26 protein-coding genes and 1 pseudogene are annotated in these 25,259 nt (G+C 63.2%); 12 read left to right on the top strand and 15 right to left on the bottom strand.

Translation table 11 applies throughout. The features are described 5' to 3' along the window. The first annotated feature begins 32 nt into the window (after nt 1-32). Together AC1D3B_RS28815 and AC1D3B_RS28810 are read left to right on the top strand one after the other, a co-directional pair. On the top strand, nt 33-1,829 hold the full coding sequence (locus tag AC1D3B_RS28815) for a PQQ-dependent methanol/ethanol family dehydrogenase (protein WP_478194087.1): 1,797 nt from the start codon (nt 33-35) through the stop codon (nt 1,827-1,829). Between the two features lie 11 nt (nt 1,830-1,840). Further along, nucleotides 1,841-2,188: a high-potential iron-sulfur protein gene (locus tag AC1D3B_RS28810; RefSeq protein ID WP_478194086.1), complete on the top strand. Its 348-nt coding sequence runs from the start codon at nt 1,841-1,843 to the stop codon at nt 2,186-2,188. Between the two features lie 34 nt (nt 2,189-2,222). Here AC1D3B_RS28810 and AC1D3B_RS28805 read toward each other — a convergent pair whose 3' ends face one another. The 8 genes from AC1D3B_RS28805 to AC1D3B_RS28770 all read right to left on the bottom strand — a co-directional run bounded on the left by AC1D3B_RS28805 (nt 2,223) and on the right by AC1D3B_RS28770 (nt 9,082). Beyond that, nucleotides 2,223-2,711 (bottom strand): FAD:protein FMN transferase, encoded by a 489-nt coding sequence (locus AC1D3B_RS28805; RefSeq protein WP_478194085.1) that lies wholly within the window; start codon nt 2,709-2,711, stop codon nt 2,223-2,225. Then, a complete protein-coding gene (locus AC1D3B_RS28800) occupies nt 2,621-3,364 on the bottom strand; it encodes an FMN-binding protein (RefSeq protein ID WP_478194084.1) in 744 nt (247 codons plus the stop codon). Before AC1D3B_RS28800 ends, AC1D3B_RS28805 begins: the two co-directional genes overlap by 91 nt. A 19-nt stretch (nt 3,365-3,383) precedes the next feature. Continuing rightward, the gene (gene pqqE, locus AC1D3B_RS28795; RefSeq protein ID WP_478194083.1) at nt 3,384-4,568 is read right to left on the bottom strand and encodes a pyrroloquinoline quinone biosynthesis protein PqqE; all 1,185 of its coding nucleotides are present in this window, start codon (nt 4,566-4,568) and stop codon (nt 3,384-3,386) included. Continuing rightward, a complete protein-coding gene (gene pqqD, locus AC1D3B_RS28790; protein ID WP_478194082.1) occupies nt 4,565-4,840 on the bottom strand; it encodes a pyrroloquinoline quinone biosynthesis peptide chaperone PqqD in 276 nt (91 codons plus the stop codon). Before pqqD ends, pqqE begins: the two co-directional genes overlap by 4 nt. Further along, entirely contained in the window at nt 4,837-5,616 is a 780-nt protein-coding gene (pqqC, locus tag AC1D3B_RS28785; protein WP_478194081.1) for a pyrroloquinoline-quinone synthase PqqC, read from the bottom strand. Before pqqC ends, pqqD begins: the two co-directional genes overlap by 4 nt. Next, entirely contained in the window at nt 5,613-6,545 is a 933-nt protein-coding gene (gene pqqB / locus AC1D3B_RS28780; RefSeq protein ID WP_478194080.1) for a pyrroloquinoline quinone biosynthesis protein PqqB, read from the bottom strand. The genes pqqC and pqqB overlap by 4 nt, the downstream gene beginning before the upstream one ends. 62 nt (nt 6,546-6,607) lie before the next feature. Then, nucleotides 6,608-6,682, bottom strand: a complete 75-nt coding sequence (gene pqqA / locus AC1D3B_RS28775; RefSeq protein ID WP_478194158.1) for a pyrroloquinoline quinone precursor peptide PqqA — start codon at nt 6,680-6,682, stop codon at nt 6,608-6,610. A 267-nt stretch (nt 6,683-6,949) separates the two neighbouring features. Then, a complete protein-coding gene (locus tag AC1D3B_RS28770; RefSeq protein WP_478194079.1) occupies nt 6,950-9,082 on the bottom strand; it encodes a sigma-54-dependent Fis family transcriptional regulator in 2,133 nt (710 codons plus the stop codon). A 334-nt stretch (nt 9,083-9,416) separates the two neighbouring features. Between AC1D3B_RS28770 and pedF the strand changes: the two genes are divergently transcribed. Then, nucleotides 9,417-9,866, top strand: coding sequence for a cytochrome c-550 PedF (pedF, locus tag AC1D3B_RS28765; RefSeq protein WP_478194157.1), 450 nt, complete (start codon nt 9,417-9,419; stop codon nt 9,864-9,866). A gap of 9 nt (nt 9,867-9,875) precedes the next feature. Beyond that, entirely contained in the window at nt 9,876-10,718 is an 843-nt protein-coding gene (locus AC1D3B_RS28760; protein ID WP_478194078.1) for a substrate-binding periplasmic protein, read from the top strand. Nucleotides 10,719-10,750: 32 nt separating this feature from the next. Here the strand turns inward: AC1D3B_RS28760 and AC1D3B_RS28755 are convergent. Together AC1D3B_RS28755 and adh are read right to left on the bottom strand one after the other, a co-directional pair. Further along, nucleotides 10,751-10,966 (bottom strand): annotated as a pseudogene (locus tag AC1D3B_RS28755) (DUF779 domain-containing protein); the annotation flags it as partial. 87 nt (nt 10,967-11,053) lie between these two features. Continuing rightward, complete coding sequence (gene adh, locus AC1D3B_RS28750) at nt 11,054-12,574, bottom strand: aldehyde dehydrogenase (RefSeq protein ID WP_478194156.1); 1,521 nt, start codon at nt 12,572-12,574, stop codon at nt 11,054-11,056. 695 nt (nt 12,575-13,269) lie between these two features. Between adh and AC1D3B_RS28745 the strand changes: the two genes are divergently transcribed. Beyond that, nucleotides 13,270-14,286, top strand: coding sequence for a Bug family tripartite tricarboxylate transporter substrate binding protein (locus AC1D3B_RS28745; RefSeq protein WP_478194077.1), 1,017 nt, complete (start codon nt 13,270-13,272; stop codon nt 14,284-14,286). Here the strand turns inward: AC1D3B_RS28745 and AC1D3B_RS28740 are convergent. From AC1D3B_RS28740 to AC1D3B_RS28730, 3 genes are all read right to left on the bottom strand, one after another. Then, nucleotides 14,168-14,935 carry a hypothetical protein gene (locus AC1D3B_RS28740; RefSeq protein WP_478194076.1) on the bottom strand — a complete coding sequence of 256 codons (768 nt, stop codon included), beginning with the start codon at nt 14,933-14,935 and terminating at the stop codon, nt 14,168-14,170. The genes AC1D3B_RS28745 and AC1D3B_RS28740 overlap by 119 nt on opposite strands. Next, on the bottom strand, nt 14,847-15,290 hold the full coding sequence (locus AC1D3B_RS28735) for an alpha/beta fold hydrolase (protein WP_478194075.1): 444 nt from the start codon (nt 15,288-15,290) through the stop codon (nt 14,847-14,849). The genes AC1D3B_RS28740 and AC1D3B_RS28735 overlap by 89 nt, the downstream gene beginning before the upstream one ends. Before the next feature lie 95 nt (nt 15,291-15,385). After that, nucleotides 15,386-16,357, bottom strand: coding sequence for a Bug family tripartite tricarboxylate transporter substrate binding protein (locus tag AC1D3B_RS28730; RefSeq protein WP_478194074.1), 972 nt, complete (start codon nt 16,355-16,357; stop codon nt 15,386-15,388). 355 nt (nt 16,358-16,712) lie between these two features. On the opposite strand from AC1D3B_RS28730, the gene AC1D3B_RS28725 reads away from it, so the two are divergent. Together AC1D3B_RS28725 and AC1D3B_RS28720 are read left to right on the top strand one after the other, a co-directional pair. Beyond that, the gene (locus AC1D3B_RS28725; protein ID WP_478194073.1) at nt 16,713-16,910 is read left to right on the top strand and encodes a hypothetical protein; all 198 of its coding nucleotides are present in this window, start codon (nt 16,713-16,715) and stop codon (nt 16,908-16,910) included. Between the two features lie 105 nt (nt 16,911-17,015). Then, on the top strand, nt 17,016-17,357 hold the full coding sequence (locus AC1D3B_RS28720; RefSeq protein WP_478194072.1) for a RidA family protein: 342 nt from the start codon (nt 17,016-17,018) through the stop codon (nt 17,355-17,357). 249 nt (nt 17,358-17,606) lie between these two features. On the opposite strand, the gene AC1D3B_RS28715 is transcribed toward AC1D3B_RS28720, so the two are convergent. Together AC1D3B_RS28715 and AC1D3B_RS28710 are read right to left on the bottom strand one after the other, a co-directional pair. Then, nucleotides 17,607-18,839 carry a GlxA family transcriptional regulator gene (locus tag AC1D3B_RS28715; RefSeq protein ID WP_478194071.1) on the bottom strand — a complete coding sequence of 411 codons (1,233 nt, stop codon included), beginning with the start codon at nt 18,837-18,839 and terminating at the stop codon, nt 17,607-17,609. Between the two features lie 199 nt (nt 18,840-19,038). Beyond that, nucleotides 19,039-20,433 carry a M20 family metallopeptidase gene (locus AC1D3B_RS28710; RefSeq protein ID WP_478194070.1) on the bottom strand — a complete coding sequence of 465 codons (1,395 nt, stop codon included), beginning with the start codon at nt 20,431-20,433 and terminating at the stop codon, nt 19,039-19,041. 381 nt (nt 20,434-20,814) lie between these two features. Here AC1D3B_RS28710 and AC1D3B_RS28705 point away from each other — a divergent pair, with 381 nt between their 5' ends. The 5 genes from AC1D3B_RS28705 (at nt 20,815) to AC1D3B_RS28685 (ending at nt 25,201) form a co-directional block, all read left to right on the top strand. Continuing rightward, entirely contained in the window at nt 20,815-21,435 is a 621-nt protein-coding gene (locus AC1D3B_RS28705; protein ID WP_478194069.1) for a glutathione S-transferase, read from the top strand. 20 nt (nt 21,436-21,455) lie between these two features. Further along, complete coding sequence (locus AC1D3B_RS28700) at nt 21,456-22,274, top strand: alpha/beta fold hydrolase (protein ID WP_478194068.1); 819 nt, start codon at nt 21,456-21,458, stop codon at nt 22,272-22,274. 48 nt (nt 22,275-22,322) lie between these two features. After that, the gene (locus AC1D3B_RS28695) at nt 22,323-22,460 is read left to right on the top strand and encodes a hypothetical protein (RefSeq protein WP_478194067.1); all 138 of its coding nucleotides are present in this window, start codon (nt 22,323-22,325) and stop codon (nt 22,458-22,460) included. After that, the gene (locus tag AC1D3B_RS28690) at nt 22,429-23,799 is read left to right on the top strand and encodes an MFS transporter (RefSeq protein ID WP_478194066.1); all 1,371 of its coding nucleotides are present in this window, start codon (nt 22,429-22,431) and stop codon (nt 23,797-23,799) included. Before AC1D3B_RS28695 ends, AC1D3B_RS28690 begins: the two co-directional genes overlap by 32 nt. An 85-nt stretch (nt 23,800-23,884) precedes the next feature. Then, a complete protein-coding gene (locus AC1D3B_RS28685; RefSeq protein WP_478194065.1) occupies nt 23,885-25,201 on the top strand; it encodes a D-amino acid dehydrogenase in 1,317 nt (438 codons plus the stop codon). Nucleotides 25,202-25,259: the final 58 nt, after the last annotated feature.

Here is a 25,259-nt window from a genome sequence, read left to right as displayed (position 1 = left end):
CAACCCACGACCCACCCTCTCAAGGAGACACCATGCAAATGAAGCTCTTGCCCGCGCTCATCGCGATTGGCCTGGCCGCCGCAACGGCCCATGCGCAAGTCACGGACCAGATGATCAAGTCCGAGGCCACTGCCAAGGGCAACGTCCTGACCTGGGGGATCAACACCCAGGGCCAACGCTACTCGCCGCTGAAGCAGGTCAATACAAGCAATGCCGCGAAGCTGACGCCGGTATGGGCCTTCTCGTTCGGCGGCGAGAAGCAGCGTGGGCAGGAATCGCAGCCGGTGATCGCGAACGGGAAGATGTTCGTCACCGCGTCGTACTCGCGCATCTACGCGCTCGACGCGACCACCGGCAAGAAGCTGTGGAAGTACGAGCACCGCTTGCCGGAAGGCATCATGCCGTGCTGCGACGTGGTAAATCGCGGAGCCGCGCTCTACGACAACCTGGTGATCTTCGCGACCCTCGATGCACAGCTGGTCGCGCTCGACCAGAACTCCGGCGACGTGGTTTGGAAGGAGAAGATCGACGACTACGCTGCCGGCTACTCGGCCACGGCCGCGCCGATCATTGCCGACGGTGTGATGCTGACGGGCGTGTCGGGTGGCGAGTTCGGGGTTGTCGGCCGCGTCGAAGCGCGCGACCCGAAGACCGGCAAGTTGCTGTGGACCCGCCCGACCGTGGAAGGCCATATGGGCTACACCTACGACAAGGACGGCAACAAGAAGGAGAACGGCATCTCCGGCACTGTCAACAAGAGTTGGCCGGGCGATTTGTGGAAGACCGGAGGCGCGGCCACGTGGCTCGGAGGCACCTACGATGCCAAGACTGGCCTGGCCTATTTCGGAACCGGCAATCCGGCGCCCTGGAACAGTCACCTCCGGCAGGGCGACAACCTTTACTCCTGTTCGACCGTGGCCATCGACGTCAAGACCGGCCAGATCAAGTGGAGCTACCAGGGCACGCCCAATGACAGCTGGGACTTCGACGGTGTCAACGAATTCGTCACCTTCGACATGGATGGCAAGCGGGTCGGCGGCAAGGCCGACCGCAATGGCTTCTTCTACGTGAACGACGCCAGCTCGGGGAAGCTTCTCAACGCCTTTCCGTTCGTCAAGAAGATCACCTGGGCCAGCAGCATCGACCTGAAGACCGGGCGACCCAACTTCATCCCGGAGAATCGTCCCGGAGACCCGATCGAGGGAACTGATGCCAAGAAGGGCAGTGCCGTGTTCGCCGCGCCGGGCTTCCTCGGTGGAAAAAACCAGATGCCAATGGCCTACAGCCCCGACACCAAGATGTTCTACGTGCCGTCGAACGAATGGGGCATGGACATCTGGAACGAACCTGTCGCGTACAAGAAGGGCGCGGCCTACCTCGGCGCGGGCTTCACGATCAAGCCGCTCAACGAGGATTACATCGGCTCGCTGCGCGCCTTCGACCCGAAGACCGGCAAGATGGCCTGGGAAGTCAAGAATGGCGCGCCGCTGTGGGGTGGCGTGCTCACGACCGGCGGCAACCTCGTGTTCTGGGGAACGCCCGAGGGCTACCTGAAGGCTGCCGATGCGAAAACCGGCAAGGTGGTCTGGCAGTTCCAGACCGGTTCCGGCGTCGTGGCGCCGCCGATCACCTGGATGCAAGGCGGCGAGCAGTACGTCAGCGTGGTCTCGGGCTGGGGCGGCGCAGTGCCGCTATGGGGCGGGGAGGTGGCCAAGAAGGTGAACCTGCTTGAACAGGGCGGCATGGTCTGGGTCTTCAAGATTCCCGGGGCGGCCGGCGCATCGCGCACGGCACAGGCAGTCGGCAGCGCCAAGGTTGCGTCCAACTGAGGGACCGAGTCATGGAAGACATCGACAACGGCGCATCCGTCGGGGTGACGCGGAGAACCTTCAGCGGTCGCTTGATGGCCGGCGCCTGCTTCGTGGCGTTGGTGCCTGGCGCAGCATGGGCCGAGGCGCACGTCGAGGAATCCGACGAGACCGCGATCGGCCTGGGCTACAAGCACGACACCAAGGCCGTCGACGCGAAAAAGTACCCGAAGCATGCGGCAACGCAGCGCTGCGTGAACTGCGCGATGTGGCAAGGCTCTGCGACGCAGCCGTGGGCGGGCTGCGCGATGTTCGGACGCAAGCAGATCGCGGCCGAGGGCTGGTGCATGGCATGGGCCGCCAAGCCGGCCGGAGCCTGACCCTGAAGCTCGGGCGGCCAGGGCCTGCCGGGCCCTAGGCCGGCTCGAGCTGAAGTCCGGGCGTGGCCTCCCATCGACCGGCCTTGTCGACCCACAGGGCGTCGACCTTCCAGCGATGCGCCAGCGCACGCGCCTGCAACGGACCCGCCACGAAGAAGACCTTGGTCAATGCATCCGCCATGGCGCCGCTCTCGGCCACGACGGTGACGGCCGAGAGCGTGCGGGGCGAGTAGCCGGTATGCGGGTCGAAGATATGGTGATGCAGATGGTCGGCACTGAAGGCGGTGCGGTTGTCGGCGGACGTCGCGATGCATCGACCGTCCGCCATCAGTCGCGCAATCAGCGTGGACTCGGCGTGCGGGTCGGCGATGCCGAGCGTCCAGGGGCGCGCATCGCTGTTGCTGCCCAGCGGGGCGAACTCGCCCGCATCGATCAGCGCATGCCGAATCCCGTGTGACGCGAGCACCGCGCGCACCTGATCGGCCGCATAGCCTTGCGCGATACCGTTGAGCGTTGCGGACATGAACGGCATGTCGAAGCGGATGAGGTGCGAAGAGACATCGAGTGCGCGTCAGTCCACTCGGGCGCGCGCGCTGGCGTACATGTCGGAGAAGGTGTCGTTTCGTGTCCCGCCACGAGCAGTTCGACGCCGCTGCCTCCGAAGGCCTTCTCGACCATGCCTTGCGTGATGCGCACGTGCTGCACGAGGCCGGCCTGCAGCAGGGCGTCCCAGGCCAACGGCGAATAGGTGTCGCGCCGCACGTGCGCCACCAGGCCGGGTTCTTGTCCTGCCGCAAACCCGAGTCTCTCGCGCGCCACGCGCAGCGCGGACGACAGCAGGCTCTGGTTGAGGATCCGCACGGAAGCGGTCGCCTTGGCCACGCCGTCGATGTAGACGTTGGCGCTGCCGCGCTCTTCACCCCGGTTGGCGTTGGAGCCGATCTTGATGTTCTGCGTCAGGGAGAGCCCCGCGTACTGGTCGGCGAAGCGCATCAGCGGAGCTTCGCCCAGCCCGTCGAGAAAGACGGGCTCGTGGTGCGAGAGAACCTGCACGTCGATGAACTCGCCCTTGGTGTCGAGCGCGACGAGCAGGTTGAATGGCGTGCCGGAGAAGCCGCGCCTGCCTGTGCATGACCCGAGAGGAGAAGCAGCACTGCGACCACCCAGCTCACCCACGGCCGCAGGCCGTGGACCTTCATGGAACGGCGCCCGCCGCGCTGAAGGCGCGCGAGTTGTCGTCGCTGCGGTACACCAGGCCGGCGCCGCGGCTTGCACCCGGCACGAAGCGCAACGGTTGGGTTGCAAGGGCGTCGGCGCGCTCCATCGCAGCGGCGTCGAGCATCTCGTCGATGCGACCTCGATGCGCGCTTTTCGGGCAAACCGGGTCTGTTGCCGCCGCGTCGCCGGTGACAAGAAAGGCCTGGCATCGGCAGCCTCCGACGTCGCGGTGCCGTTCGTCGCAGCCGCCGCAGGTGGGGTCCATCCAGGCCTGCCCTCGGTAGCGATTGAAAGCCTCGCTGTCATGCCAGGCCTCGCGCACGGACATCGCCTGCAGATTCGGCAGCGCGGGACCGGGCAACATGCGCGCGCTGTGGCATGGCATGGCGACCCCATCCGGCGCGACAACCATGAACACCGCTCCCCAACCGGCCATGCAAGGCTTGGGTTTGGCGTCCGCGTAGTCGGGCGATACCCAGAGGATCTTCATCCGGCCGGCCGGTCTCGCGCGGTGCGTCTCGACGACGGATTCCGCTTCGCGCAGTTCCGCCGCCGTCGGCAACAGTGCTGCGCGGTTGAGCCACGCCCAGCCGTAGTACTGCGTGTTGGCCAATTCGAGGAAGTCCGCACCCATGGCCTCGGCCATCTCGATGATGCGATCGACATGCTGAAGGTTGAAGCGATGCATGACGCAGTTCAGCACCATCGGATAGCCCGCGGCCTTGATGATTCCGGCGACCTTCGATTTCCGGTCGAAGGTCTTCGTGGAGCTCAGGAAGTCGTTGAGCTCGCGCGTCGAGTCCTGGAACGAGAGCTGGATGTGATCGAGGCCGGCCGCCTTCAGGGCGCCGGCGCGCGCCTTGGTCAGGCCCACGCCCGAGGTAAGGAGGTTGGTGTAGAAGCCGAGCCCGCGTGCGTGCGCAACGAGTTCCTCCAGGTCGTCGCGCAACAGCGGCTCGCCGCCCGAGAAGCCGAGTTGCACGGCGCCGAGCGCGCGGGCTTCGGTCAGCACGCGTCGCCAGGTCGCGGTGTCGAGTTCATCTTCGTGGCGCGCATAGTCGACCGGGTTCGAGCAGAACACGCAGTGCAGTGGGCAGCGATAAGTCAGTTCCGCCAGTAGCCAAAGGGGCGGTCGTGCCGCGCCGTGGCTTGCGGGCGTCATGACTGCGCCTCCTGCAACCAGCCGCGTTGCAGCGCCTGGCCCAGGAAGGCGACCACGTCGTCATGCAACGGCGTTTGCGCGAAGGCGATTTCGAGTTCCGCGACGATCTTTTCCACGGTGCGCCGGCCGTCGCAGCGCTGCAGGATCTCGGCGGCCGGAGCGTTGAGGCGCACCATGCCTTCGGGGTAAAGCAGCACCCAGCTGTCCTGTGTCGGCTCGAACTGCAACCGGTACAGGGCCGATAAGCGGGGGAAGTCATCGGCGCTGATCACGGCCGTTGCTCCGCCGGCATGTCGTCGGGAAAGCCGCGCTCGATCGCGTCGAGCATCGACCAGAGGATGTCGAGCTTGAAGTGCAGGATGGACAGCGCGCGTTCCTGGCGTGCGCGTGTCGTGCACCAGCGCCGCGCGATCTCGAGACCGTGCTCGACGTCGCGCGTGGCAAGCGGAATGCGCTCACGAAAGTAGGCCAGCCCCTCGACGTCGATCCACGGGTACAGCGTGGGCCAGTGGGCCAGGCGGTCCGCATGGATCTTCGGCGCGAACATTTCGGTGAGCGACGAAATGGCGGCTTCCTCCCATGGTCGAAGCCGAGCGAAGTTGACATACGCATCGACCGCAAAGCGCACGCCCGGTTGCACGTGGCGATGCGACCACAGGTCAACGGGGTCCAGCCCCACGGCCGCCGCAAGGCGGCTCCACGCCTCGATGCCGCCGGCGTCGTCGCCCGTGTAGTCGCCGCGGCCGTCGTGGTCGAGTATGCGCAGGATCCAGCGGCGACGTTCGGTGCGGTCCTGGCAGTTGGCCATCACCGCCGCATCCTTGCGGGGGATGTTGACCTGGTAGTAGAAGCGGTTGGCGACCCAGGCGCGCACCTGGAACGGCTGCAACTCACCGCGATTGAGGCGCTGGTTGAAGTGGTGGTGGATGTGATAGCGCGACTCGCAGGCGCGCAGGCGCGCCTCGAACTCGTTGGAGGCCCACAGGCGCTGCAGTTCATCGCGTGCCGCCTCCCGTGGCTTCAGGCGGGCCTCGAGGGTCTCGGTCATAGCTTGATCTCCATGCCGTCATAGGCGACTTCGATGCCATGGCCGTTGAGCACGCGGCGCTGCGCGCTTTCCTCGTCGAGGATCGGGTTGCTGTTGTTGATGTGGATAAGGACCTTGCGGCGCGCGGCGGTATTCAGCATCACGTCGACCATGCCGATGCGCGCGTCGTCGCCCATCTGCGGCAGGTGCCCCATCTCGCTGGCTGTCTTGCGGCTGAGGCCGGCGTGTTGCATCTCGTCGTCGACCCAGAAAGTGCCGTCGACCAGCAGGCAGTCGGCATCGTGCATCCACTGCATTTCGTGAGGGCCCACGTCCGCCAGGCCCGGCGAATAGAACAGCCGCTGGCCATCGGTCAGGTCTTCGATCAGCAGCGCGATGTTGTCTCCCACCGTCTGCTCGCGCCGGTGCGGCGAGTAGGGCGGTGCCTTTCCTGGAATCGCGACGGCCCTGAAGCGCAGCGACGGGAAGCCGTCCACGGTGAAGGCTGCGCTGTCTACGGTGCCGGCCACCGGCAGCATGTGCCAGCGCGTGCCGCAATAGTGTTCGAGCACGCTGAGCAAGGGAAAGACAGTGGTCAGGTCCTCGAAGACACAGGGCGTGGCATAGACATCGATGCAGGGGCCTTCGCGCATGCCGAGGAGACCGGTGACGTGATCGATCTGGGCATCCATCAACACCACGGCCTTGATCGGCGTGTCGCGAAGGCCGTGGCGCGGATGCAGTTGAGGATGCTCTCGCAACTGCTGGCCGATATCGGGCGAGGCGTTGAGGAGCACCCATGATTCGCCATCGGCGGATACGGCGATCGAACTCTGCGTGCGCGCATGCGCAGTGACTTCGCCGCGGCGCTGACCGGCGCACTGCCGACAATTGCAGTTCCATTGAGGAAAGCCGCCACCGGCCCCGGAGCCGAGCACAAGTATTTTCATGGGAAGCGATGTTTGGGCCGACGGCGGGCGGGACCCCCGCGCTGCCGCCGGCTTGCGATTGCTCAGCGGTGCGAGATGTACATCGTGATCTCGAAGCCAAAGCGCATGTCTTCAAACGCGGGTTTCGACCATTGCATGTGGTTTCCTTTGCAGCAGAACAGACTCAGGGCGGAATTGCCCAGTGGGCCCGGACTGACCCCGCAAATCGCGTGCCCGTGGCGGCGAGGCGCGGCGCAGGCAGAAAGACTGGTGTTTGCACTGATCCCGGGGTTTTGGAAGGGCACAAATCGGCCCCCGGAAGCCCTGGAGCAGAGAGACTCGCGTGGACAGTGTTCCAGGCTGGAACTGCGGCGTTCGACGCCGGTACAGGGAAGTCCCCTAGGACCGCGCCTCGCCTGGCGGGCTCACTTCCCCCAGCGAAGCTTGCGATAGATGGTGTTGCGGCTGATGCCCAGGCGCTTCGAAGCGACCGAGATATTTCCGTTGGCGGCGGCCAACGTCCTGCGTATCAACTCCACTTCCGCCTCGCCGAGCGTGCGAGGCGGGCTGGATTCGGACATCGCCTGCAGGGGCGCCGGCTCGATGCCGGATTCCGGCACGCGCTCCTCGGGCAATTCCGCAGAGCGCAACGGCACGGGCTCGGCCACCGGCGGCGCAACTCGCATCGCCACGGAGGCTTGCGGCGCCTGCACCGCGCGCCCACTCTGGACGTCTTCCAGGAAGTCGTCCGAGAGATGGTGCTCTTCGATCCGGTCTTCGCCCGCCGCCATGACGGCGGCAGTGCGCAGAACGTTGGCGAGCTGCCGCACGTTGCCAGGCCATGTGTAGCTCTTGAACAGCGCCATCACCGACGCGCTGATCTCGGGCGTGCCATGCGGGCAATCGTTGAGCAGGATGCGACGGGCCACCACATCGAGGTCGCAGCGCTCGCGCAGCGCGGGCAGCTTCACCACCAGGCCGTTCAGCCGATAGTAGAGGTCTTCCCGGAAGGATCCCGCCTCGATCATGTCGCGGAGCTTGCGGTGTGTCGCGCCGATCACCGCGATATCGACCGGAATCGACTTGACGCTCCCCAGCGGCGTCACGTTGCGCTCTTGCAGCACCCGCAGCAGGCGCGCCTGCAATGCCAGCGGCATGTCGCCGATCTCGTCGAGAAACAAGGTGCCGCCGTTGGCCTGCACGATGCGGCCGACCGCGCCCTTGCGTCGCGCGCCGGTGAAGGCGCCGTCTTCATAGCCGAACAGCTCGGCCTCGATCAGGGACTCGGGAATCGACGCACAGTTGACGGCCACGAAAGGCTGCTTGGCGCGGTTCGAGTCCTGGTGCACCGCCCGTGCGAGCAATTCCTTGCCCGTGCCCGTCTCCCCGAGGATCAGCAGCGGGATGTCGCGGTTGATGACGCGTTGAACCTTCTGCACCAGGGCCGCGACCTGCACGTCGCCGGTATTGAGGTAGTGCAGGCCCGAGAAAAGCGTTCCGTCTGCCGAGTCGGCCGTGGCGCCGGCCAGCGGGCCGCGGGGCTTGCGGGCTTCGATGGCCGCCGGACGGTGGTCGACGGGATCGGCTCGCTCTTCCGCGCCCGCGCCATGCGGCTGCATGGCCATCGATCGCTGTGGCCCGTTGAACCGTGCGCTCACATGGAATTGGCGGCCATTCGACAGGCTCAGTGTCATTGGTGCGGGAAGCGGCGTGCGGAAGTGGTCGAAAACCGCCGGCGCGGTCGTGCCGAAAAGGCTGGTGAGGCTTTGCATGCGCAGCGCGGCGCTGCTCATGTCGAGTTGGTCCAGTGCGCTGCGGTTGGCGCCGAGGATCTTGCCGTCCGCGCCGACCACGATGATCCCCTCGAGCAGCGTGCCGATGAACTCCACGCGGCTGTGAAAGTGCAGGCGCAGGCGATTGCCGTAGTCGTCCGACAGCCACTGGTTCTCGATCATGCGGGCCGACATGCGCACTAGGCCCATCGTGTGCTGGTGGTACGACCGCTGGTCGCCGGTGACGTCGAGCACGCCGAGCATGTTGCCGCGCGGGTCGAAGATCGGCGCTGCCGAGCAGGTGAGGAAATGGTTGGCGTGGATGAAATGTTCGCCGCCGTGAACCACGGTGGGCGCTTCCTCGAACAGCGCCGTGCCGATGGCGTTGGTGCCCTTGGAATGCTCTGCCCAGTTCACGCCCGGCGTCAACGCGACCTTGTCGGCACGCTGCAGGAACTTGTCGTCGCCAACCGAGTGAAGGATGGTGCCCGACACGTCGGCCAGAACGATCATGCTATCGGAGTCGACGATCTGCTCGAACAGCATTTCCATGACCGGCGCCGCGTGCGTGAACAGGCGTTGGTTGCGTTCGCGCGCGACGGTGAGGTCACCGCGCATCAGGGGTTCGAAGTCGGGGCGTTCGACACGCGTCAGCCCGAGCGCCGAGCAACGCTGGTGCCACTGTTCAATGAGTTCTGTGCGCGCCGGCTGCTGCGGAAAGGGCAGTTCTGCAGGGGTGGTCCAGGTCCTGGCGGCGGTGGCCGGCGTACGGGGGGGTGCAACCATTGTCTTGTCTCCACTGCCTCTATGCGAGCAGGTGTTCATCCAAAAAACTCTGTCTCGTCGCCTCGTGTGTCCCGTTTTGGCACAGGGGGAAGCGCCTCTACCTGTCACATCGCTTCCGTCAGTCTCAAAGGATGCCACACGGGTGGCGTTTCACGCAATTTGTGTTCCCGCCTGAAACACCTTCCGCGTGGCATAGCGTTTGCGGATTCATCCGTGTTTTTAGTTGCACACGAATGGAGATGACATGACGGACATCAAATCGCAGACAGGACGAGCCCCTTACCGGGTATTCCATAAGGGCCCGACGACGGGTCGGACGACTCGCAAGGCAGCCATGTTGCTGGCCGCTGCGCTGGGCATGGCCTGTGCCGGCCTGGCTTGGTCGCATGGCGACGTGACGCCGCAGGCCGTGGACACTGCTGGCTTGCCTGAACTCGGCAAGGAATGGCGCGCAGAGAACCCCTATCGCGCCAACGCCACGGCGATCAAGATCGGAACCTCCGCCTACAACCAGAACTGCGCGCGTTGCCACGGCATCGAGGCGATCTCCGGCGGCATCGCGCCCGATCTGCGCAGGATCGACAACGACTGCGCCGCGCAGAAGGATGCCGCGAAGAAGGCCGCCTGCCTCAAGGAGATGGACGACTATTTCCTGACGACCGTGCGCCACGGCCGAACGCGCAATGGCGCCGTGTACATGCCTCCCTTCGAGGGTGTGATGAAGCAGGAAGCGATCTGGTCGATCAAGGCCTACCTCGAGACGCGCCGCGAAAAGCCGATGTAGGAGGCCTGGATGAGCGCATCACATATTTCCCGCCGCGCCTGCCTTCATTGGATAGGCGCGGCAAGCCTCGGGGCGTCGTCGCTCGTCACGCGCGCGGCGACGCTCGACCGCATCCGCGAGCGCGGAACACTCTCGGTCGCGCTCTACAAGGACATGCCGCCGTTCCACGTGGACGGCAAGGGCGTCGACGTCGAACTGGCACAGGCGCTGGCGGACGCGCTCGGCGTCAAGCTCTCGACGATGCCCTTCAATGCTGACGAGAACATGAACGACGACCTGCGCAACATGGTTTGGCGTGGTCACTACCTGGGCTTCGGACCGGCGGACGTGCTGATGCACGTACCGGTCGACAAGCCGCTGATCGACGAGACGCCGCAGGCCCGGATCTTCGCGCCGTACTTTCGCGAACGCGTCGTGATGGCGCGGCGGCTCGACCGCCTGCTACAACTCGACACCTTGTCGGCGCTGGGCACGTCGAAGGTGGCGGTGTCGGGGCAGACGCTCGCCGGCTGGCTGATGATCGGCGCCGACGGGGGCGCCTATCGCGGCCAACTCGACACGCAGGCGAAGGACGGCGTGGCGGCCGCCCGCGCGTTGCAGCGAGGCGAAGTCGATGCAGCCGCTGGACTCGCGTCGGAGATGGAATCCGTCCTGCGTGGCGACGCACGCTTTGCGATCGCGCCATTGCCGTCCCCGCGTGCGCAGCGCAATGGCTGGGCAGTGGGGATGGCGGTCAAGAAGGACGCGACGGACCTCGCGCAGGCACTGCAGGCGGCCCTCAACGACATGGCCGGCGACGGACGTTTGCGCGAGATGTTCGAAAGCGGGAACGTCGGCTGGCAAGCACCCTGACGGGACACTGACTGGAAGGCGAGGGAGGCCGGCTACGGCCGGCCCTGCGCCTCCAGGGCTCGCCATTCCTCATCCTCGTACAGACGGGAACGCGTCAGGAAGCGCAACCCGGTCGGGCGTTCCAGCGAGAACATCCCGCCGTTGCCCGGCACCGCATCGATGATCAGGTGCGTGTGCTCCCAGTATTCGAACTGCGATCTGCTCATGTAGAAGGGCACGCCTGCGATCTCGCCGAGGGCGCTCGATGAGCGCCTGCGCGGCCGGAGTCACGGACACGCGAGAGACCGCCGCGGCAGCGGGGTCGGTGGCGCGTGTGTCGGACATGGGCGATTCGATCAGAAGAAGCCCAGCTTGTTCGGGCTGTAGCTCACCAGCAGGTTCTTGGTCTGCTGGTAGTGGTCGAGCATCATCTTGTGGTTCTCGCGGCCGATGCCCGACTGCTTGTAGCCACCGAAGGCCGCGTGGGCCGGATAGGCGTGATAGCAGTTGGTCCAGACCCGGCCGGCCTGAATGCCGCGGCCCATGCGGAAGGCGCGATTTACATCGCGGGTCCACACGCCCGCGCCGAGCCCGTACAGCGTGTCGTTGGCGATCTCGAGGGCTTCTTCTTCGGTCTTGAAGGTCGTCACCGACAGCACCGGGCCGAAGATCTCTTCCTGGAAGATGCGCATCTTGTTGTGGCCCTTGAACACCGTCGGCTTGATGTAGTAGCCCGCTGCCAGTTCACCGTCCTTGACATTGCGCTCGCCGCCGGTCAGGCACTGGGCGCCTTCCTGCTTGCCGAGGTCGATGTAGGAGAGGATCTTTTCCATTTGCTCCCGCGAGGCCTGTGCGCCGAGCATGGTCCCGGTGTCCAGCGGATGACCTTGCGTGATCGCCTCGACACGCTGGATCGCGCGTTCCATGAACCGGTCGTAGATCGATTCCTGGATCAGCGCGCGGCTCGGGCAGGTGCAGACCTCGCCCTGGTTGAGCGCGAACATCGCGAATCCTTCCAGCGCCTTGTCGAAGAATGCGTCGTCGGCCGAGAACACGTCGTCGAAGAAGATGTTGGGCGACTTGCCGCCGAGCTCCAGCGTGACCGGGATCAGGTTCTGGCTCGCGTACTGCGAGATCAGCCGGCCGGTGGTCGTCTCGCCGGTGAAGGCGATCTTGGCGATCCGCGGACTCGACGCCAATGGCTTGCCGGCTTCGAGGCCGAAGCCGTTGACGACATTGAGCACGCCCGGTGGCAGCAGGTCACCAATGATCTCGAGCAGCACCAGGATCGACGCTGGCGTCTGCTCGGCCGGCTTCAGCACGACGCAATTGCCCGCGGCCAGTGCCGGCGCCAGCTTCCACACCGCCATCAGGATCGGAAAGTTCCAGGGAATGATCTGGCCCACCACGCCGAGCGGCTCATGGAAGTGGTACGCATAGGTCTCGTGATCGATCTCGCTGATGCCGCCCTCCTGGGCCCGCACGCACGACGCGAAGTAGCGAAAGTGGTCGATGGCCAGCGGCATGTCGGCAGCCATGGTCTCGCGCAGCGGTTTGCCGTTGTCGAGCGTTTCGGCCACGGCCAGGGTCTGCAGGTTTTGCTCCATGCGGTCTGCGATCTTCAGAAGGATGTTGGCGCGCTCGGTCGGCGAGGTGCGGCCCCATGCGGCCTTCGCCTTGTGCGCGGCATCGAGCGCAGCCTCGATGTCCTTCGCGTTCGAGCGCGGAATGCTCGTGAAGATCTGGCCCGTCACAGGCGTCAGGTTGTCGAAATACTGGCCGTCGATCGGCGGAACCCACTCTCCGCCGATGTAGTTGCCGTATTGCTTCTTGTAGGGGTTCGCAATGCCGAGATTGCGCATTTCAGCCATGTCCATGAATTCATCTCCGTTGAGGTTGAGGAAGGAACGCATTGACTGCTTCGCAATCGGCGGGCCAATGCGTGCCAGCAGATGCAAGTCCTTGCGGCGCAATGGTTTTGCAAGGGGAGTGCTCCATGGGGGCGTCACCCGATGCGCCGGTTCATGTGCGGAAGTGGAGCAGGTGTGGCAGATTGAACCAGCGCAGCGCGCCTGTGCACAGGCATCGGTCTTGCACGCTTCAACTGCTTGACAGATGGAATCGAAACGCAGGGTCTCACCATCCCGCGGGCGCTTCGGCGATGTCTGCAATCCCGGGGACATGCAAGTCGGCATCGTCAGCCAGGTGTCGGATTGCGCCGCCCTCACTGCGTGCGTGCATGACATATCGCGACGATGGCAGCGAACCTGCCCGCAAGGACTTGCGCGGCAAGGACGGGTGCCGCGTGAAGCACACGCGCATCCCGGCTTCGTGCGCGATGGTCAACGCTGATCTGGAACCCTGGGCAAGTCGCGCAGGAACCGAGCGGGGCGTCGGTCCGGAGGCGTTACTTCGTTTCAGGCTTTGTGACCAAATACTCGCGGCGCATCGCCGCTCAGGGATTACCCGCGTCGGTACGGCTTTCGCACTGAATAGGATGGGCAACGCCCAATACGTTTAGATACAAATGCCAAAGATCGATCGCCGAATCTCGCCTTTTTCGAACCAACTCGTGCCCAGCGCGAACGGACAAGTCCTGCGGCGTCGCGACTTCGCCGCTTGGCTGGCTGTCGCGACGGCAAGTGTTGCCGTGGCCGGCCCGGCGTGGTCCCAGGCGGGACCGCTCAATCCGGCGGGTAATGCCCCCTTTGCACGATTGCGCATCGTTATTCCAGCGAACGAAGGTGGCGGCTGGGACCAAACCGGCCGGGCGTTGGGTGCAGCAATGCAGGCGGCGGGCGTGGTGAGCGTCATCGATTACGAGAACATCGGTGGCAAGGGCGGCACGATCGGTTTGGCGAAGTACGTGGAGAAGTACGATGCGGACCCGAACGCGCTGCTGATGGGCGGCATGGTCATGGTGGGCGCTGTCGCGCTGCAGAAGCCCGCCATCGACATGAGCCGCATTCAGCCGATTGCGCGGCTGACGAGTGACTACGAGGTGGTGGCGGTGAAGGCCGACTCGCCCATCGCCACCGTCAAGGACTTGATCGGCAGGCTTCGCGCCTACCCGGACACGACTGCAATCGCGGGCGGATCCTCGGGCGGAGTCGACCACATGTTTGCTGGCATGCTCGCGCGACTGGCCGGCAGCACGGCCAATCTCGTCTATCTTCCCAACGCGGGCGGCGCGCAAGTCGTGGAGGCGCTCGAGTCCGGCAAGGCCGTGGCCGGCATCTCGGGCTACAGCGAATTCAGCGAAAGCATCGCCAGCGGCAAGCTGCGTGCCATCGGCGTGTCCGCGAAACGTCCTTTCCTCGGGATTCCGTCCGCGCGCGAGCAGGGCGTCGACGCCGACCTCGCCAACTGGCGCGGCATCTTCACCGGGAAGGCGGTGCCACCCAAACGCCAGCAGGAACTGGTCGCTGCGGCACACCGCGCCGTTCAGACCGAGGCCTGGCAGAAGACGCTCAAGCGCCAGAACTGGGACGCATCCTGGATGGACGGAAAGGACTTCCAAGGCTACCTGGAACTTGAATTCGCCATGGCCGGCGTGATGACAATGCTCCTGAAGCTGAAGACAGGCTGAGCGGGGAAGCGCCGATGAACTGCCGGTCTGCGCTTCGGGATGAGCGCGTTGCGCATCCCTCGGATCGCCACGACAATTCAGGCGCGCCCACCGCTGGGCGCTGATCGACCTGAAGCATGTCCACAAGAAGGAAGATCACGGTGACATCTGACCCGGCTCTTCGATAGGCCCCCCGAAGCGCGGCCGGACGCGCCCCGTCGTCAGGTATCGGCGTCTGGCCCAGGTAGTCGGTTCCGGTCGGCGGACGCATCGCCATCGACTTGACCGCGTCGATCATCTCCGAATGTCTCTTGCGGACACTGTATGTGATGTGGAAAAAGAGATTCGTCGCCGAGTACGCGAACAGTTTGTGAAGATGCTCTTCAAGGCGAAGATCGTTGGGCTGCCCTGACTTCAATGCTTCGAACACTGCGATGTCCACACCGCGCCTCCGCAACACGAAATCGCGCCGGCCTGCATAGCCCGCGCTGGTGAAGCCGCCCGGCAACTGCTCGTGGGCCTGCCAGCCAAAAATGCCTTCGAGCCGGGATTCGACGATCGTGGTGAGGATGCCGTTGTAGTCATCCTCGTGAAACTTGTCGCCCGGCAGTCCCAGGAAGGACAGCGTTCGCTGAAATCCTGCCAGCGTGTCCCGGAATGCCTCTGTCACCACTGTCTCTAGGGACGGTCTTATATGGGCGGCTCCCGGATCGCAAGTAACTCGTGTGTGAAGAAGCAGGAGGCAGGGCTGCAGTCTTACTGGAATGGACGCCCCCTTTCTTCGGCGTCCGCCGGCTGCCAGAGTTGTCAGCGGGCGATGTTGCCCGCTTGCATGACGGAGGCAGCTCATGAAGATCGAAATGCACTGGCCCCACCGCTTGGCTGCGGATCAACTCGGCCGCGTCATCGGCCAGGTCCTCGATGGTGTATGTACCGGCGCTGGCCGGACTGCGACCATGGCCCCGGTGGTCGTATCGCAGCACGGTGTAGCGGTCTTCCAGCGCGATGGCGATGTCGTTCCACATGGCCAGATCACAACCCAGGGCATGGCTCAGGACTACGGCCTTGCCCTTGTTGCACAAAATTCAGCCGGGGCATAACGCGTTCGAGCAAAGGGCGATCAGTCGAGCGTGGCGCCAGATACTTTCACCCGTTCAGCCTCCACTTTGAAGTCTTGTGCCAGAAAGTTCTTGTACTCCACGGGCGTAGAGCCGATAGCCACATAAGAATAGGCGTCGATCTGAGTCCTGCGGAATTCGGGGTCCATCAGAACCTTGCGAACGTCGTTGGCGATTTTTTCAATCACGGCCGAGGGCGTTCCCGCGGGTGCCACGAACCCGATGTTGAAAGCACCATTGATGTCTTTCACGCCCGCTTCCTTGAACGTTGGCACTTCCGGCAAGGCAACACTGCGGTTGTCGCCGGAAATTGCCAGCGCCTTCAGCTTGCCCGATTTGACATGTTGCTCGACGACCGAGACACCGAGGATCGCCGAATCCACCTGACCCGAAATGATATCGGGGATCAGTGGTGCTGCGCCTTTGTAGGGGATGTGGACCATTTCCAGATTCTCTTGTTTCGCAAACATTGCCAGGGGGAGATGGACAATCCCGCCAGCGCCGGAAGAACCGTAGCTCATCGGTGTTTTTGCGTTATGCGCCAGTTGCACAAACTCTTTCAGGGTATTGGCCTTCGAGTTTTGAGGTACCAAAAATACCATAGGCACGGTGATCAACCGAGAGATGGGTGCAAAGTCCTTTTCAGCGTTATATGGCAATTTCTTGTACAGGTGCGGGTTCATGGTCAGGGCCGCCTCCGTTGCCGCAAACAAGGTGTAGCCGTCGGGCGGGCTCTTGGCGACGAAATCGGCACCAATAATCTCATTGGCCCCCGTTTTGTTGAGAATCAGCACTGGCTGTCCCCAATCCTTAGTCAGTTGATTGCCCAAGGCCCGAGACAGATTGTCCACAGGGCCGCCCGGGGCGTAAGGCACCACGATAGTCACGGGCTTGGTAGGGAAAGTTTGGGCGACAACTCCGTGCGAAGCAGCAGCAACGACAAGGGTCAGTGCAATACCAAAAAGATTTTTCATACAAATTGTGTGAATTGGGATGACAGAAGCAAGAAGATGGGTTGACTTTTTGTTCTCGAATATGGCACTAGAGATGATGCATCTTGCTTGGAAGCGCATGAAGATACCCCCATGTGAACTGACTGCTCGCAACGATATCGCGCTCCCAACCCCACGCGATAGGACAAATGCGCGCCTGAATTTGGATGATTGCGACATCGTCGGATGCGGCGTCGAAGCTTTCATGATTCCGCGGCTTGGCAATCCTATCGATCCCTTGGCGCTCGGGCGAAACTATCGATTATTGGTCGTCCCGGCAACCAGCGGTTTGGAGTGATGGCTGCGGGCCATGTTGCCCCGCAGGCGAGCTGGGTCGATGTTCCTGATTAATAGCCAAGGATTACCCGAAGAAGACTTCCTGCGAGATCGTGTTGGCCACCTGACGACGATGGAGATCATTCATGGCTCCGGCTACGCGCTTCTTCCGGAGAAGGTCTCCGAGGCTGCAGCTGTGCTTGTCTCATTCGCGCAGTCGATCGACGCGGCGAAGGGCGACGGGCCTGAATCTACCTAGAACGCGTATTTCAAAGAGCCAGCTTCTTCGTGGCTAAAGATCTTCCCAGCTCCGTTTTTCATGCGGAGCGTTTTTCCCAAAGCTCAATCTTTTCAGGAGAATTCCATGAGCATTCAACGCATCGAACCGGGCGCCCGCATGAGCAACGCCGTCGTCCACGGTAGCACCGTCTATCTCGCCGGCCGAGTCGGCGAAGGCGAGAGCGTCACTGACCAGTGCAAGAGCGCGCTTGCCCAGGTCGACAACCTGCTCGCTGCCGTCGGCAGTCACAAGTCGAAGATTCTGCAGACCATCATCTACCTCTCGGATATCGCCAATTTCGGCGAAATGAACGCCGTCTGGGAAGCTTGGATCGATCCGGCCAACCCGCCGGCCCGCGCCACCAGCGAAGCTAAGCTCACAACCCCGAAATACAAGGTCGAGTTCATCGTCACGGCTGCGATCTGATCGCTCCGATATTAGAAAGCCGGCCCTCCGATAGGCCGGCGATCGAGACGACGGAGTATCGTTCAATCGGGAGAGATCGATGATCTTCTCCCCTTCAGCCCCGTATCAGCCTGATCCGGCAGCGGAGTCCGTCGACTTGGAGATACCGGATTCTGGAACCGGGCTGGTTAGCCTGAGGCGGCTCAAGGACGAGAGCGTCAAATTCATGAAGCTGCTTGCGAGCAGTCGCTCGAGGTGATCGTTAGTGGATTATTGACCAGGTTGAGCCGCCATCGGGTTTATCTTGCTCGAAGAAGCAACTACCGAGTGAGCCAAGTTTGTGTAAACTGACATTTTCGATCGCAATAAGTCCAAATCCTGATCGCTTTTTGCGATTCTTTCGCAGAGAGAAACCCATTGCGGCGGCATCACGTCATCCACACTGACTCTTGATTGTCGTGCTTGTGATGGGGTCGTCGCAAACTGACTTCGGAAACTTCGATTGAAGTGAGAGCTATCGGAGAATCCGGTGATTGTCGCGATTTCAGTTATCGACTTGGAGCTGTTCAAAAGCAGCCAATGTCCATAGGCGAGTCGAAGTTGGCGGCAATATTGCTGGACCGGCTGCTTCATTTCCTGCTGAAAAAGCCGTTCTATCTGCCGCTTGGAAATCCCTAAAGAAGACGCAAGAGATTCAACCTTCATTGGCTCTTGTCCAAGATTTCTTTCGATAATCTTGAGCGCCCGAAGTACTCTCGCATCGAGTGGATTTTCTCTTGGTTCGGAGTTCTGCTCAGTTTCAGTGGAGGAGACCGAAAGCTCTTGCGGTGCGGGAATCTCGGCACCGATTGCGGAATAATGACGTTCCAATAACCATGATCCGAGTTCCAGCGCCGCCAGGCCTCCCGCGCAGCTGACTCGCCTGCCACTCACCATTAAGTTGACGCCTGAGACTTGCTGCACCTCCGCAAAGCGGGTATCTCGATCAGCGCCGTGATACCAATCTGTCGCGCAGGGCAATCTATCGAAAAAGCCGGCTTCGATTAACACGAACAGCCCCGAACCTGCTCCGATCAGAGTCGCGCTATTCAAATCGGCTTCCGTTAGGGCTTCCAGAATCGATCGGCGGTCTTCAATGGGAGCCGCTATCTTCCCACCTATCACGAAAACGTAGTTGCAATCGCGAGCAGCTTGGAGGGGCGCGGTCGGGGGTATTTGGATGCCGCAGGTCGTTTGAGCTGGCTTTTGTCCCAGGACTACATATTCAAAATCGACTCCGACTGCGGCTGCCGGGTCGGTGCAATGCTTCAAGATATAGACGAGGGCAGAGTACGAAAACATCGTGAAGCCCGGAAGGAGGATGAAGCCGACCTTCACTCGCCGCCGCGCCAGCTTGGCGGTTTCGGCCTTCGCACCAAAAACCGGCATCATCATGGAATCTCCTGCCACAGGGTTGCTCATCCTAACAGTTGCAATATGTCCACGCACAAATTGGATGCTCATGCCACTTGTTGCATAGAAGGTAAGCGGCGGCGGTCTTGCCGGGGGGCATCTCCATCGGTTGCCGGTAGTGCAGCAGGAGATCGTCGTTGCGGCTGATCGTGTGCACGGGCAGATGCTGCAGGACGTCCTCGAGGTACAGAGTGCGCCCTTTATCCGGCGGGAGTTCGCCGCAGGCTGGTGAGTCGCGGAAACGGCGCACTCAGCGTCGCGGGAGCGCCGGCGCGGCCGCCGCCAGGTCCCAGAACAGGCCCGTCATCAGTTGCAGCGCCTCGCGCGCCACCGGTGCCAGCAGGTGCTCGTCGGGTGCGTGCTGCTGGCAGGCGGCGTAGCTGTGCGGCACCCACACGGTGGGCAAGCCCAGGATGTCGGCGAACACATCATTGGGCAGGCTGCCGCCCAGATTGGGCAGCAGCACGGGCTTCTTGCCGGTGCTCTGCTCGATGCTGGCCAGCGTGAAGCGCACCCATGCGTTATCCGGGTCCAGCCGGGTGGCGTGCATGACCTCGGGTTCGCCGACTTCGATGCCTTCGAAGCCGTGCGTCGACAGGTGCTGCTGCACGACGTCACGCAGGCGGCTCACGTCGGTGCCGACTACAAAGCGCATGTGCATGAAGGCGTGTGCTGCCGGCGGGATGGCGTTGACCGGGAAGTCCGGGTTGCCGGTCTTGTAGGCCAGCACTTCCAGTGTGTTCCAAGCGATCACCCGTTCGGCCGGAGTCAGTCCGGGCTCGCCCCAGCCGGGGTCGACTTCGGGGTCGCCGGCGTCACCACCAAACTTCAGGCCCTGCAGCGCGGTGCGCACATTGTTCGGAATGGGCGGCGGGCGCAGGCCCTGGACACGGATCACGCCGTGGGCGTCCACCATGCTCGCAATGGCGTTGGCCAGCACCGTGCCGGGGTTGCGCAGCAGGCCGCCCCAATTGCCGCTGTGGTGCCCACCGCCGCCGCGCAGGTTCAGCGTCAGGCTGAAGTTCGCCACACCGCGCGAGCCCAGGAAGACGGTGGGCTGGTCGCGGCCCACGCGCGGGCCGTCGCTTGCGATGAGCACATCAGCGGCCAGCAGTTCCCGGTGCGCAGCGCAGAACGCGGCCAAGCCTGGCGAGCCGGTCTCTTCGCCGGTTTCCAGCAGCCACTTGACGTTGAAGCCCAACTGGCCGCGCAGCGCCAGCACGATGGCCAGCGCGGCGATGTTGATGCTGTGCTGGCCCTTGTTGTCGGCCGTGCCCCGGCCATAAAGGCGCTCACCGTCTACCGCCAGCGTCCATGGTCCCTGGCCGCAAGTCCAACTCTTTTCCTGGCCACGGATGACGTCGCCGTGGCCGTACATCAGCACCGTGGGCAAAGCATCACCTTCATGGCGGCTGGCCACCAGGAGCGGCCCGTAGGCGGGCTCGGGATTGGGGTGGATGCCGAAGCTGAAGCCCAGTCTGGCCAATGAAGGGCCGATCTCGTCGTGCAGGTAGGAGGCCAGGGCCGGCCCGGAATCTGGCTCTTGGCTGGCGGTGCGGAAGGCGACACGGCGCGACAGGTCGCGCACGAAGTCGCCCCTATCGAAATGGCCGGCAGCCTGGGCCAGTGCGGCTTCGCGTGTCATGCAGTCTCCCGCAGGCCTTCCCGAGGGAGTCCGGCCTTGTTGGGGGGGACACCCCCGATCCTGGAGAAGGTGCACTTTGGCAGGAAACGCATGAAGACACTCCGATGTGAACTGACTGCTCGGAACGATATCGCGCTCCCAACCCCGCGCGATAGGACAAATGCGCGCCTGAATTTGGATGATTGCGACATCGTCGGATGCGGCGTCGAAGCTTTCATGTTTCCGCGGCTTGGCAATCCTATCGATCCCTTGGCACTCGGGCGAAACTATCGATTATTGGTCGTCCCGGCAACCAGCGGTTTGGAGTGATAGCTGCGGGCCATGTTGCCCCGCAGGCGAGCTGGGTCGATGTTCCTGATTAATAGCCAAGGATTATTCTCAATGAAACTATATTGGTCATCGACATCTCCATTCGTCAGGAAAGTCATCGTAAGCGCCCACGAGCTGGGGCTGCGCGACAGGTTGGAGACGATCCCGACTCGCGTCGCACCGAACAAGCCCGACTTGGCTCTGTTGCCATATAACCCCCTTGGGCAACTCCCGACGCTCGTCCTGGATGACGGGGCCGCTCTCTACGACAGTCTCGTCATCATCGAGTACCTCGAACACATGGCAGGTGGTGCCAAGCTCATTCCGTTGTCGCCGGAAGAGCGAATTGAGGAGCTTCGACTGCACGCGTTGTGCAATGGCTTTCTCGACCTGCTTGTGCAATGGCGCATCGAATCGATGAAGGACACCAAGCAGATTGCGCTTATCAATGCGTTCAACTTGAAGTCGAGCATGATATGGGCAAGGCTGGAGGCGGCAGCCGAGCGCGTCGCGCAACGGCCTTTCGGGTTGTCGTCAATTACCCTGGCCATCATTGCTGAATACGCCGACTTCCGGTTTCCGCGGCTCGGCTGGCGGGAAAAATGCCCGGCGCTCTCTAGCTGGCACCGATCCATGCAGTCACGGCCCTCTTTGGCCTCTTCCAGATTTTTCGATAGCTCGAATCCTCAGTAACCAGCAAATTAGGAGACAAAATGTCAAAACTCGAGCGCAAACTGATCCCAACGCATGAAGGCCAGGTTGAACTTCTGGTCGAAGGTGAGGGCCCCCGCATCGTCTTGCTCCCCTCGCTAGCGAGAGGAGCTACTGATTTCGATGAAATTGCTCCGTTAATTGCTGCGGCTGGCTTCCGAGTCTTGCGACCTCAGCCACGCGGCATAGGCGCGAGCCGGGGGCCGACCGATGGCATCACCTTGATCGATCTTGCCGCCGACGTTGTCGCTGCGATCGAAGCTGATTGTGCGCCGGGGAAGCCTGAAGCATTGTGTGTGGTGGGCCACGCATTCGGCAACTGGGTCGCGCGGGTTCTCGCCCATCATTGGCCTTCGATGACCAAGTCCGTCGCGCTTCTCGCAGCCATTATTGGCAGCACGATCTCGCCCGAGCTCCTGATTTCCGTCAATGTCGTATCCGACAACGCCAAGCCGGATGAAGATCGCCTATTTTATTTGGAGCGCGACTTCTTCGCCCCAGGGCATGATGCTTCCGTATGGTTGAGCGGGTGGCATACGGAGGTCTCCAAATTCCAACTGGCAGCGACGAACGCAACGGCCGACAGCAGTTGGACCGAAGTAGGCAAGAATCTTCCGGTGCTCTATGTGGCGCCTGAATTCGACAAGATCGCACCGGTACCCGAAGAAGACTTCCTGCGAGATCGTGTTGGCCACCTGACGACGATGGAGATCATTCATGGCTCCGGCCACGCGCTTCTTCCGGAGAAGGTCTCCGAGGCTGCGGCTGTGCTTGTCTCGTTCGCGCAGTCGATCATGCGCGGCGAAGGGCGACGGGCCTGAATCTACGTAGATTTCGCCAGCTTTCAGCGCATCGAACCAGGCGCCCGCATGAGCAACGCCGGCGTCCACGGTAACCCCGCCTATCTCGCCGGCCGGGTCGGCGCTCGCCAGAAAAACATCCCGCTTCACCGTTCTTTTTCCCTGGAGACATCGAATGTCGATCATGTCGGAAGCGTCACCCCCTGAAGTCGATCTGAAAACGCTGCGCAAAGTGATCTTCGCGGCATCGGTCGGCAATTTCGTCGAGTGGTTCGACTTTGCCGCGTATGGTTTTCTCGCGACCATCCTCACGCGTGAGTTCTTCCCGAGTGACGATCCGGCAGTCGGGCTGCTCAATACCTTCGCCGTTTTCGCCGTCGCATTTGCCTTCCGGCCGCTGGGCGGCATTGTGTTTGGCGTGGTGGGCGATCGCATTGGCCGCAAGCGCACTCTCGCGTTGACCATCCTGATGATGGCCGGGGCGACCACGCTGATCGGTTTGTTGCCGACGTATGCCGCGATCGGCGCGTTCGCGCCCTTCCTGCTCACGGTCCTGCGCTGCGTGCAGGGTTTCTCCGCCGGCGGTGAATATGCCGGCGCGTGCGCCTACGTGATGGAGCATGCGCCGCAGCACAAGCGAGCGCGCTACGGTAGCTTTCTACCGGTATCGACGTTCTCGTCGTTCGCGTTGGCTGCGATCGTGGCCTACGCGCTCGACGCTTCGCTTTCCGCCGATGCCATGAGCAGCTGGGGCTGGCGTGTGCCGTTTCTGGCCGCCGCGCCCACCGGCCTGATCGGTCTTTACCTACGGATGAATCTCAGCGAAACCCCGGCGTTTCGCGCGCTTGAAGGCGAGCACAAAGTCGCGCATTCGCCGCTGCGCGACACGCTGCGCACGCAGGCAGCGGGCATTCTGAAACTGGGGGCGTTCATCTCGGTGACGGCATTGTCGTTCTACATGTTCACCACCTACTATGCGACTTACCTGCAAGTGGCGGGCGGGATGAACCGCGCGACTTCGCTGCTCATCACGGTGATCGCGTTGGTTTTCGCTGCGGCGCTGTGTCCACTGGCCGGTCTGTACTCGGACTGGGCAGGCCGCCGGAAGACCATGTTGACGGCGTGCGTCATCCTGATCGCCACGGTCTATCCATCCTTCTCGCTGGTGGGTTCGGGGCATTTTTTGCCGTCGGTCATTGGCGTGTGCATGCTGGCGATGGGCGCGGTGTTGGCGAACGTGGTGACGCCGCCGTTGCTATCCGAGGTGTTTCCAACGCGCACCCGCTATACCGCTTCAGCGATTACCTTCAACCTGGCCTTTACGCTGTTTGGCGGCACGGCGCCGCTCGTCGCCACGTGGCTGATCAAGACGACGGGCAACGCCATGTCGCCTGCGTGGTATTTGGTCGTGATTGCCGTGATGGGATCGATAGGCGGATTGATGTTGTCGGAAACATCGAAGCTATCGCTGCACCGCGCGGGGACGGCTCACCCCGAAGCGAACACCGCCGCTGCGTTGAAAAGCGTACCGGAGTCCGCTGCTTGAGCGCTGCGGGTCACTGATTGCCTTCGTTTCCGTCGGCAATCCGTTCCGTCGCGTCCGGGCGCTGCAACCTTCAAGGATTCTCGATATGCGCGTGATCGTTCTTGGCGCCGGCCTGCTCGGCGTGACCTCGGCCTACTACCTCCAGCAACTCGGCCACGAAGTGACCGTGATCGACCGCCAAGCCACGCCGGCGGCGGAAACCAGCTTCGCCAACGGCGGCCAGATCTCGGTCAGCCATGCCGAGCCCTGGGCCAATCCGGGGGCACCCCTCAAGGTGCTGCAATGGCTCGGCAAGGAAGACGCCCCCCTGCTGTTCCGCATCCGCGCCGACATGCGCCAGTGGCTGTGGGGCCTGCAGTTCTTGCGCGAATGCACGCCGGCACGCACCCGCCACAACATCGAGCAGATCGTGCGCCTGGGCACCTACAGCCGCGACACGCTGCAGCAGCTGCGCCGCGACACCGGCCTGGCCTACGACCAGCGCACGCAGGGCATCCTGCACTTCTACACGACGCAAAAGGAATTCGATGCCGCACTCGAGCCGGCGCAGCAGATGCGCGCGCTCGGCTGCGACCGGCAGGTCATCTCGGCCGACGAAGCGGTGAAGCTCGAGCCCGCGCTCGCCAATATCCGCCCGAAGCTCGCCGGTGCGACCTACACGGCGGAAGACGAATCGGGCGACGCCAACCGCTTCGCGCGCGAGCTGGTCAAGCTGGCCGAGACGGCCGGCGTGCGCTTCCTCATGAGCCACACGGTGACCGCGCTGCGCGAGGCCGACGGCAGCATTGACCATGTCGAGGCGACCGACAGCGAAGGCCGCTTCCAGCGCATCCGCGGCGATGCCTTCGTGCTGGCGATGGGCTCGCTGAGCCCGCTCTACGCGGCGCCGCTGGGCATCCGGCTGCCGATCTATCCGGCCAAGGGCTATTCGGTCACGATGCCGGTCAAGGACGCGTCCAGGGCGCACCAGGTCTCGCTGACCGATGACGAGTTCAAGCTGGTGTTCTCGCGCTACACCTCGGCCAGCGGCGACCGGCTGCGGATCGCCGGCACCGCCGAGCTCAACGGCTACGACCGCGACCTGAACTGGGTGCGCTGCGAGGCGATCGTGCGGCGCGTGGAGGAACTCTTTCCAGGCGCCGGCGACGCGTCCGCGGCCCAGTTCTGGACCGGGCTGCGCCCGGCGACGCCGAGCAACGTGCCGCTGATCGGCGCCACCCGGCTGCCGAACCTGTTCCTGAACACCGGCCACGGCACGCTGGGCTGGACCCATGCTTGCGGCTCGGGCAAGTCGATCGCGCGGATCGTGAGCGGGCTGAAGCCGGAGGTCGATTTCGCGTTCACGGGGCTGACGCGTGAGACACAAGGCGGAAGCGCAAGGCGCCGTGGCTCAGCTGCCTGACAACCAACGGTGAGCGCAGAGCGACCTGGCGGGAGGTGGCATGAAGAATTGGCTGTGT

It is taken from the genome of Variovorax sp. P5_A3 (assembly GCF_056400665.1).
This window is presented reverse-complemented; position numbering and strand designations above follow the sequence as displayed.

Coding starts and splice junctions, on each gene's coding strand:
- AC1D3B_RS28725 (WP_478194073.1), top strand. CDS start 16,713: ATGTTCCTGATTAATAGCCAAGGATTACCCGAAGAAGACTTCCTGCGA.
- AC1D3B_RS28810 (WP_478194086.1), top strand. CDS start 1,841: ATGGAAGACATCGACAACGGCGCATCCGTCGGGGTGACGCGGAGAACC.
- AC1D3B_RS28705 (WP_478194069.1), top strand. CDS start 20,815: ATGAAACTATATTGGTCATCGACATCTCCATTCGTCAGGAAAGTCATC.
- AC1D3B_RS28690 (WP_478194066.1), top strand. CDS start 22,429: ATGTCGATCATGTCGGAAGCGTCACCCCCTGAAGTCGATCTGAAAACG.
- AC1D3B_RS28815 (WP_478194087.1), top strand. CDS start 33: ATGCAAATGAAGCTCTTGCCCGCGCTCATCGCGATTGGCCTGGCCGCC.
- AC1D3B_RS28700 (WP_478194068.1), top strand. CDS start 21,456: ATGTCAAAACTCGAGCGCAAACTGATCCCAACGCATGAAGGCCAGGTT.
- AC1D3B_RS28770 (WP_478194079.1), bottom strand. CDS start 9,082: ATGGTTGCACCCCCCCGTACGCCGGCCACCGCCGCCAGGACCTGGACC.
- AC1D3B_RS28695 (WP_478194067.1), top strand. CDS start 22,323: ATGAGCAACGCCGGCGTCCACGGTAACCCCGCCTATCTCGCCGGCCGG.
- AC1D3B_RS28735 (WP_478194075.1), bottom strand. CDS start 15,290: ATGTGGAACGACATCGCCATCGCGCTGGAAGACCGCTACACCGTGCTG.
- AC1D3B_RS28710 (WP_478194070.1), bottom strand. CDS start 20,433: ATGACACGCGAAGCCGCACTGGCCCAGGCTGCCGGCCATTTCGATAGG.
- pqqE (WP_478194083.1), bottom strand. CDS start 4,568: ATGACGCCCGCAAGCCACGGCGCGGCACGACCGCCCCTTTGGCTACTG.
- pqqC (WP_478194081.1), bottom strand. CDS start 5,616: ATGACCGAGACCCTCGAGGCCCGCCTGAAGCCACGGGAGGCGGCACGC.
- pedF (WP_478194157.1), top strand. CDS start 9,417: ATGTTGCTGGCCGCTGCGCTGGGCATGGCCTGTGCCGGCCTGGCTTGG.
- AC1D3B_RS28805 (WP_478194085.1), bottom strand. CDS start 2,711: ATGTCCGCAACGCTCAACGGTATCGCGCAAGGCTATGCGGCCGATCAG.
- adh (WP_478194156.1), bottom strand. CDS start 12,574: ATGGACATGGCTGAAATGCGCAATCTCGGCATTGCGAACCCCTACAAG.
- AC1D3B_RS28730 (WP_478194074.1), bottom strand. CDS start 16,357: ATGAAAAATCTTTTTGGTATTGCACTGACCCTTGTCGTTGCTGCTGCT.
- AC1D3B_RS28685 (WP_478194065.1), top strand. CDS start 23,885: ATGCGCGTGATCGTTCTTGGCGCCGGCCTGCTCGGCGTGACCTCGGCC.
- AC1D3B_RS28760 (WP_478194078.1), top strand. CDS start 9,876: ATGAGCGCATCACATATTTCCCGCCGCGCCTGCCTTCATTGGATAGGC.
- AC1D3B_RS28720 (WP_478194072.1), top strand. CDS start 17,016: ATGAGCATTCAACGCATCGAACCGGGCGCCCGCATGAGCAACGCCGTC.
- pqqB (WP_478194080.1), bottom strand. CDS start 6,545: ATGAAAATACTTGTGCTCGGCTCCGGGGCCGGTGGCGGCTTTCCTCAA.
- AC1D3B_RS28715 (WP_478194071.1), bottom strand. CDS start 18,839: ATGAGCATCCAATTTGTGCGTGGACATATTGCAACTGTTAGGATGAGC.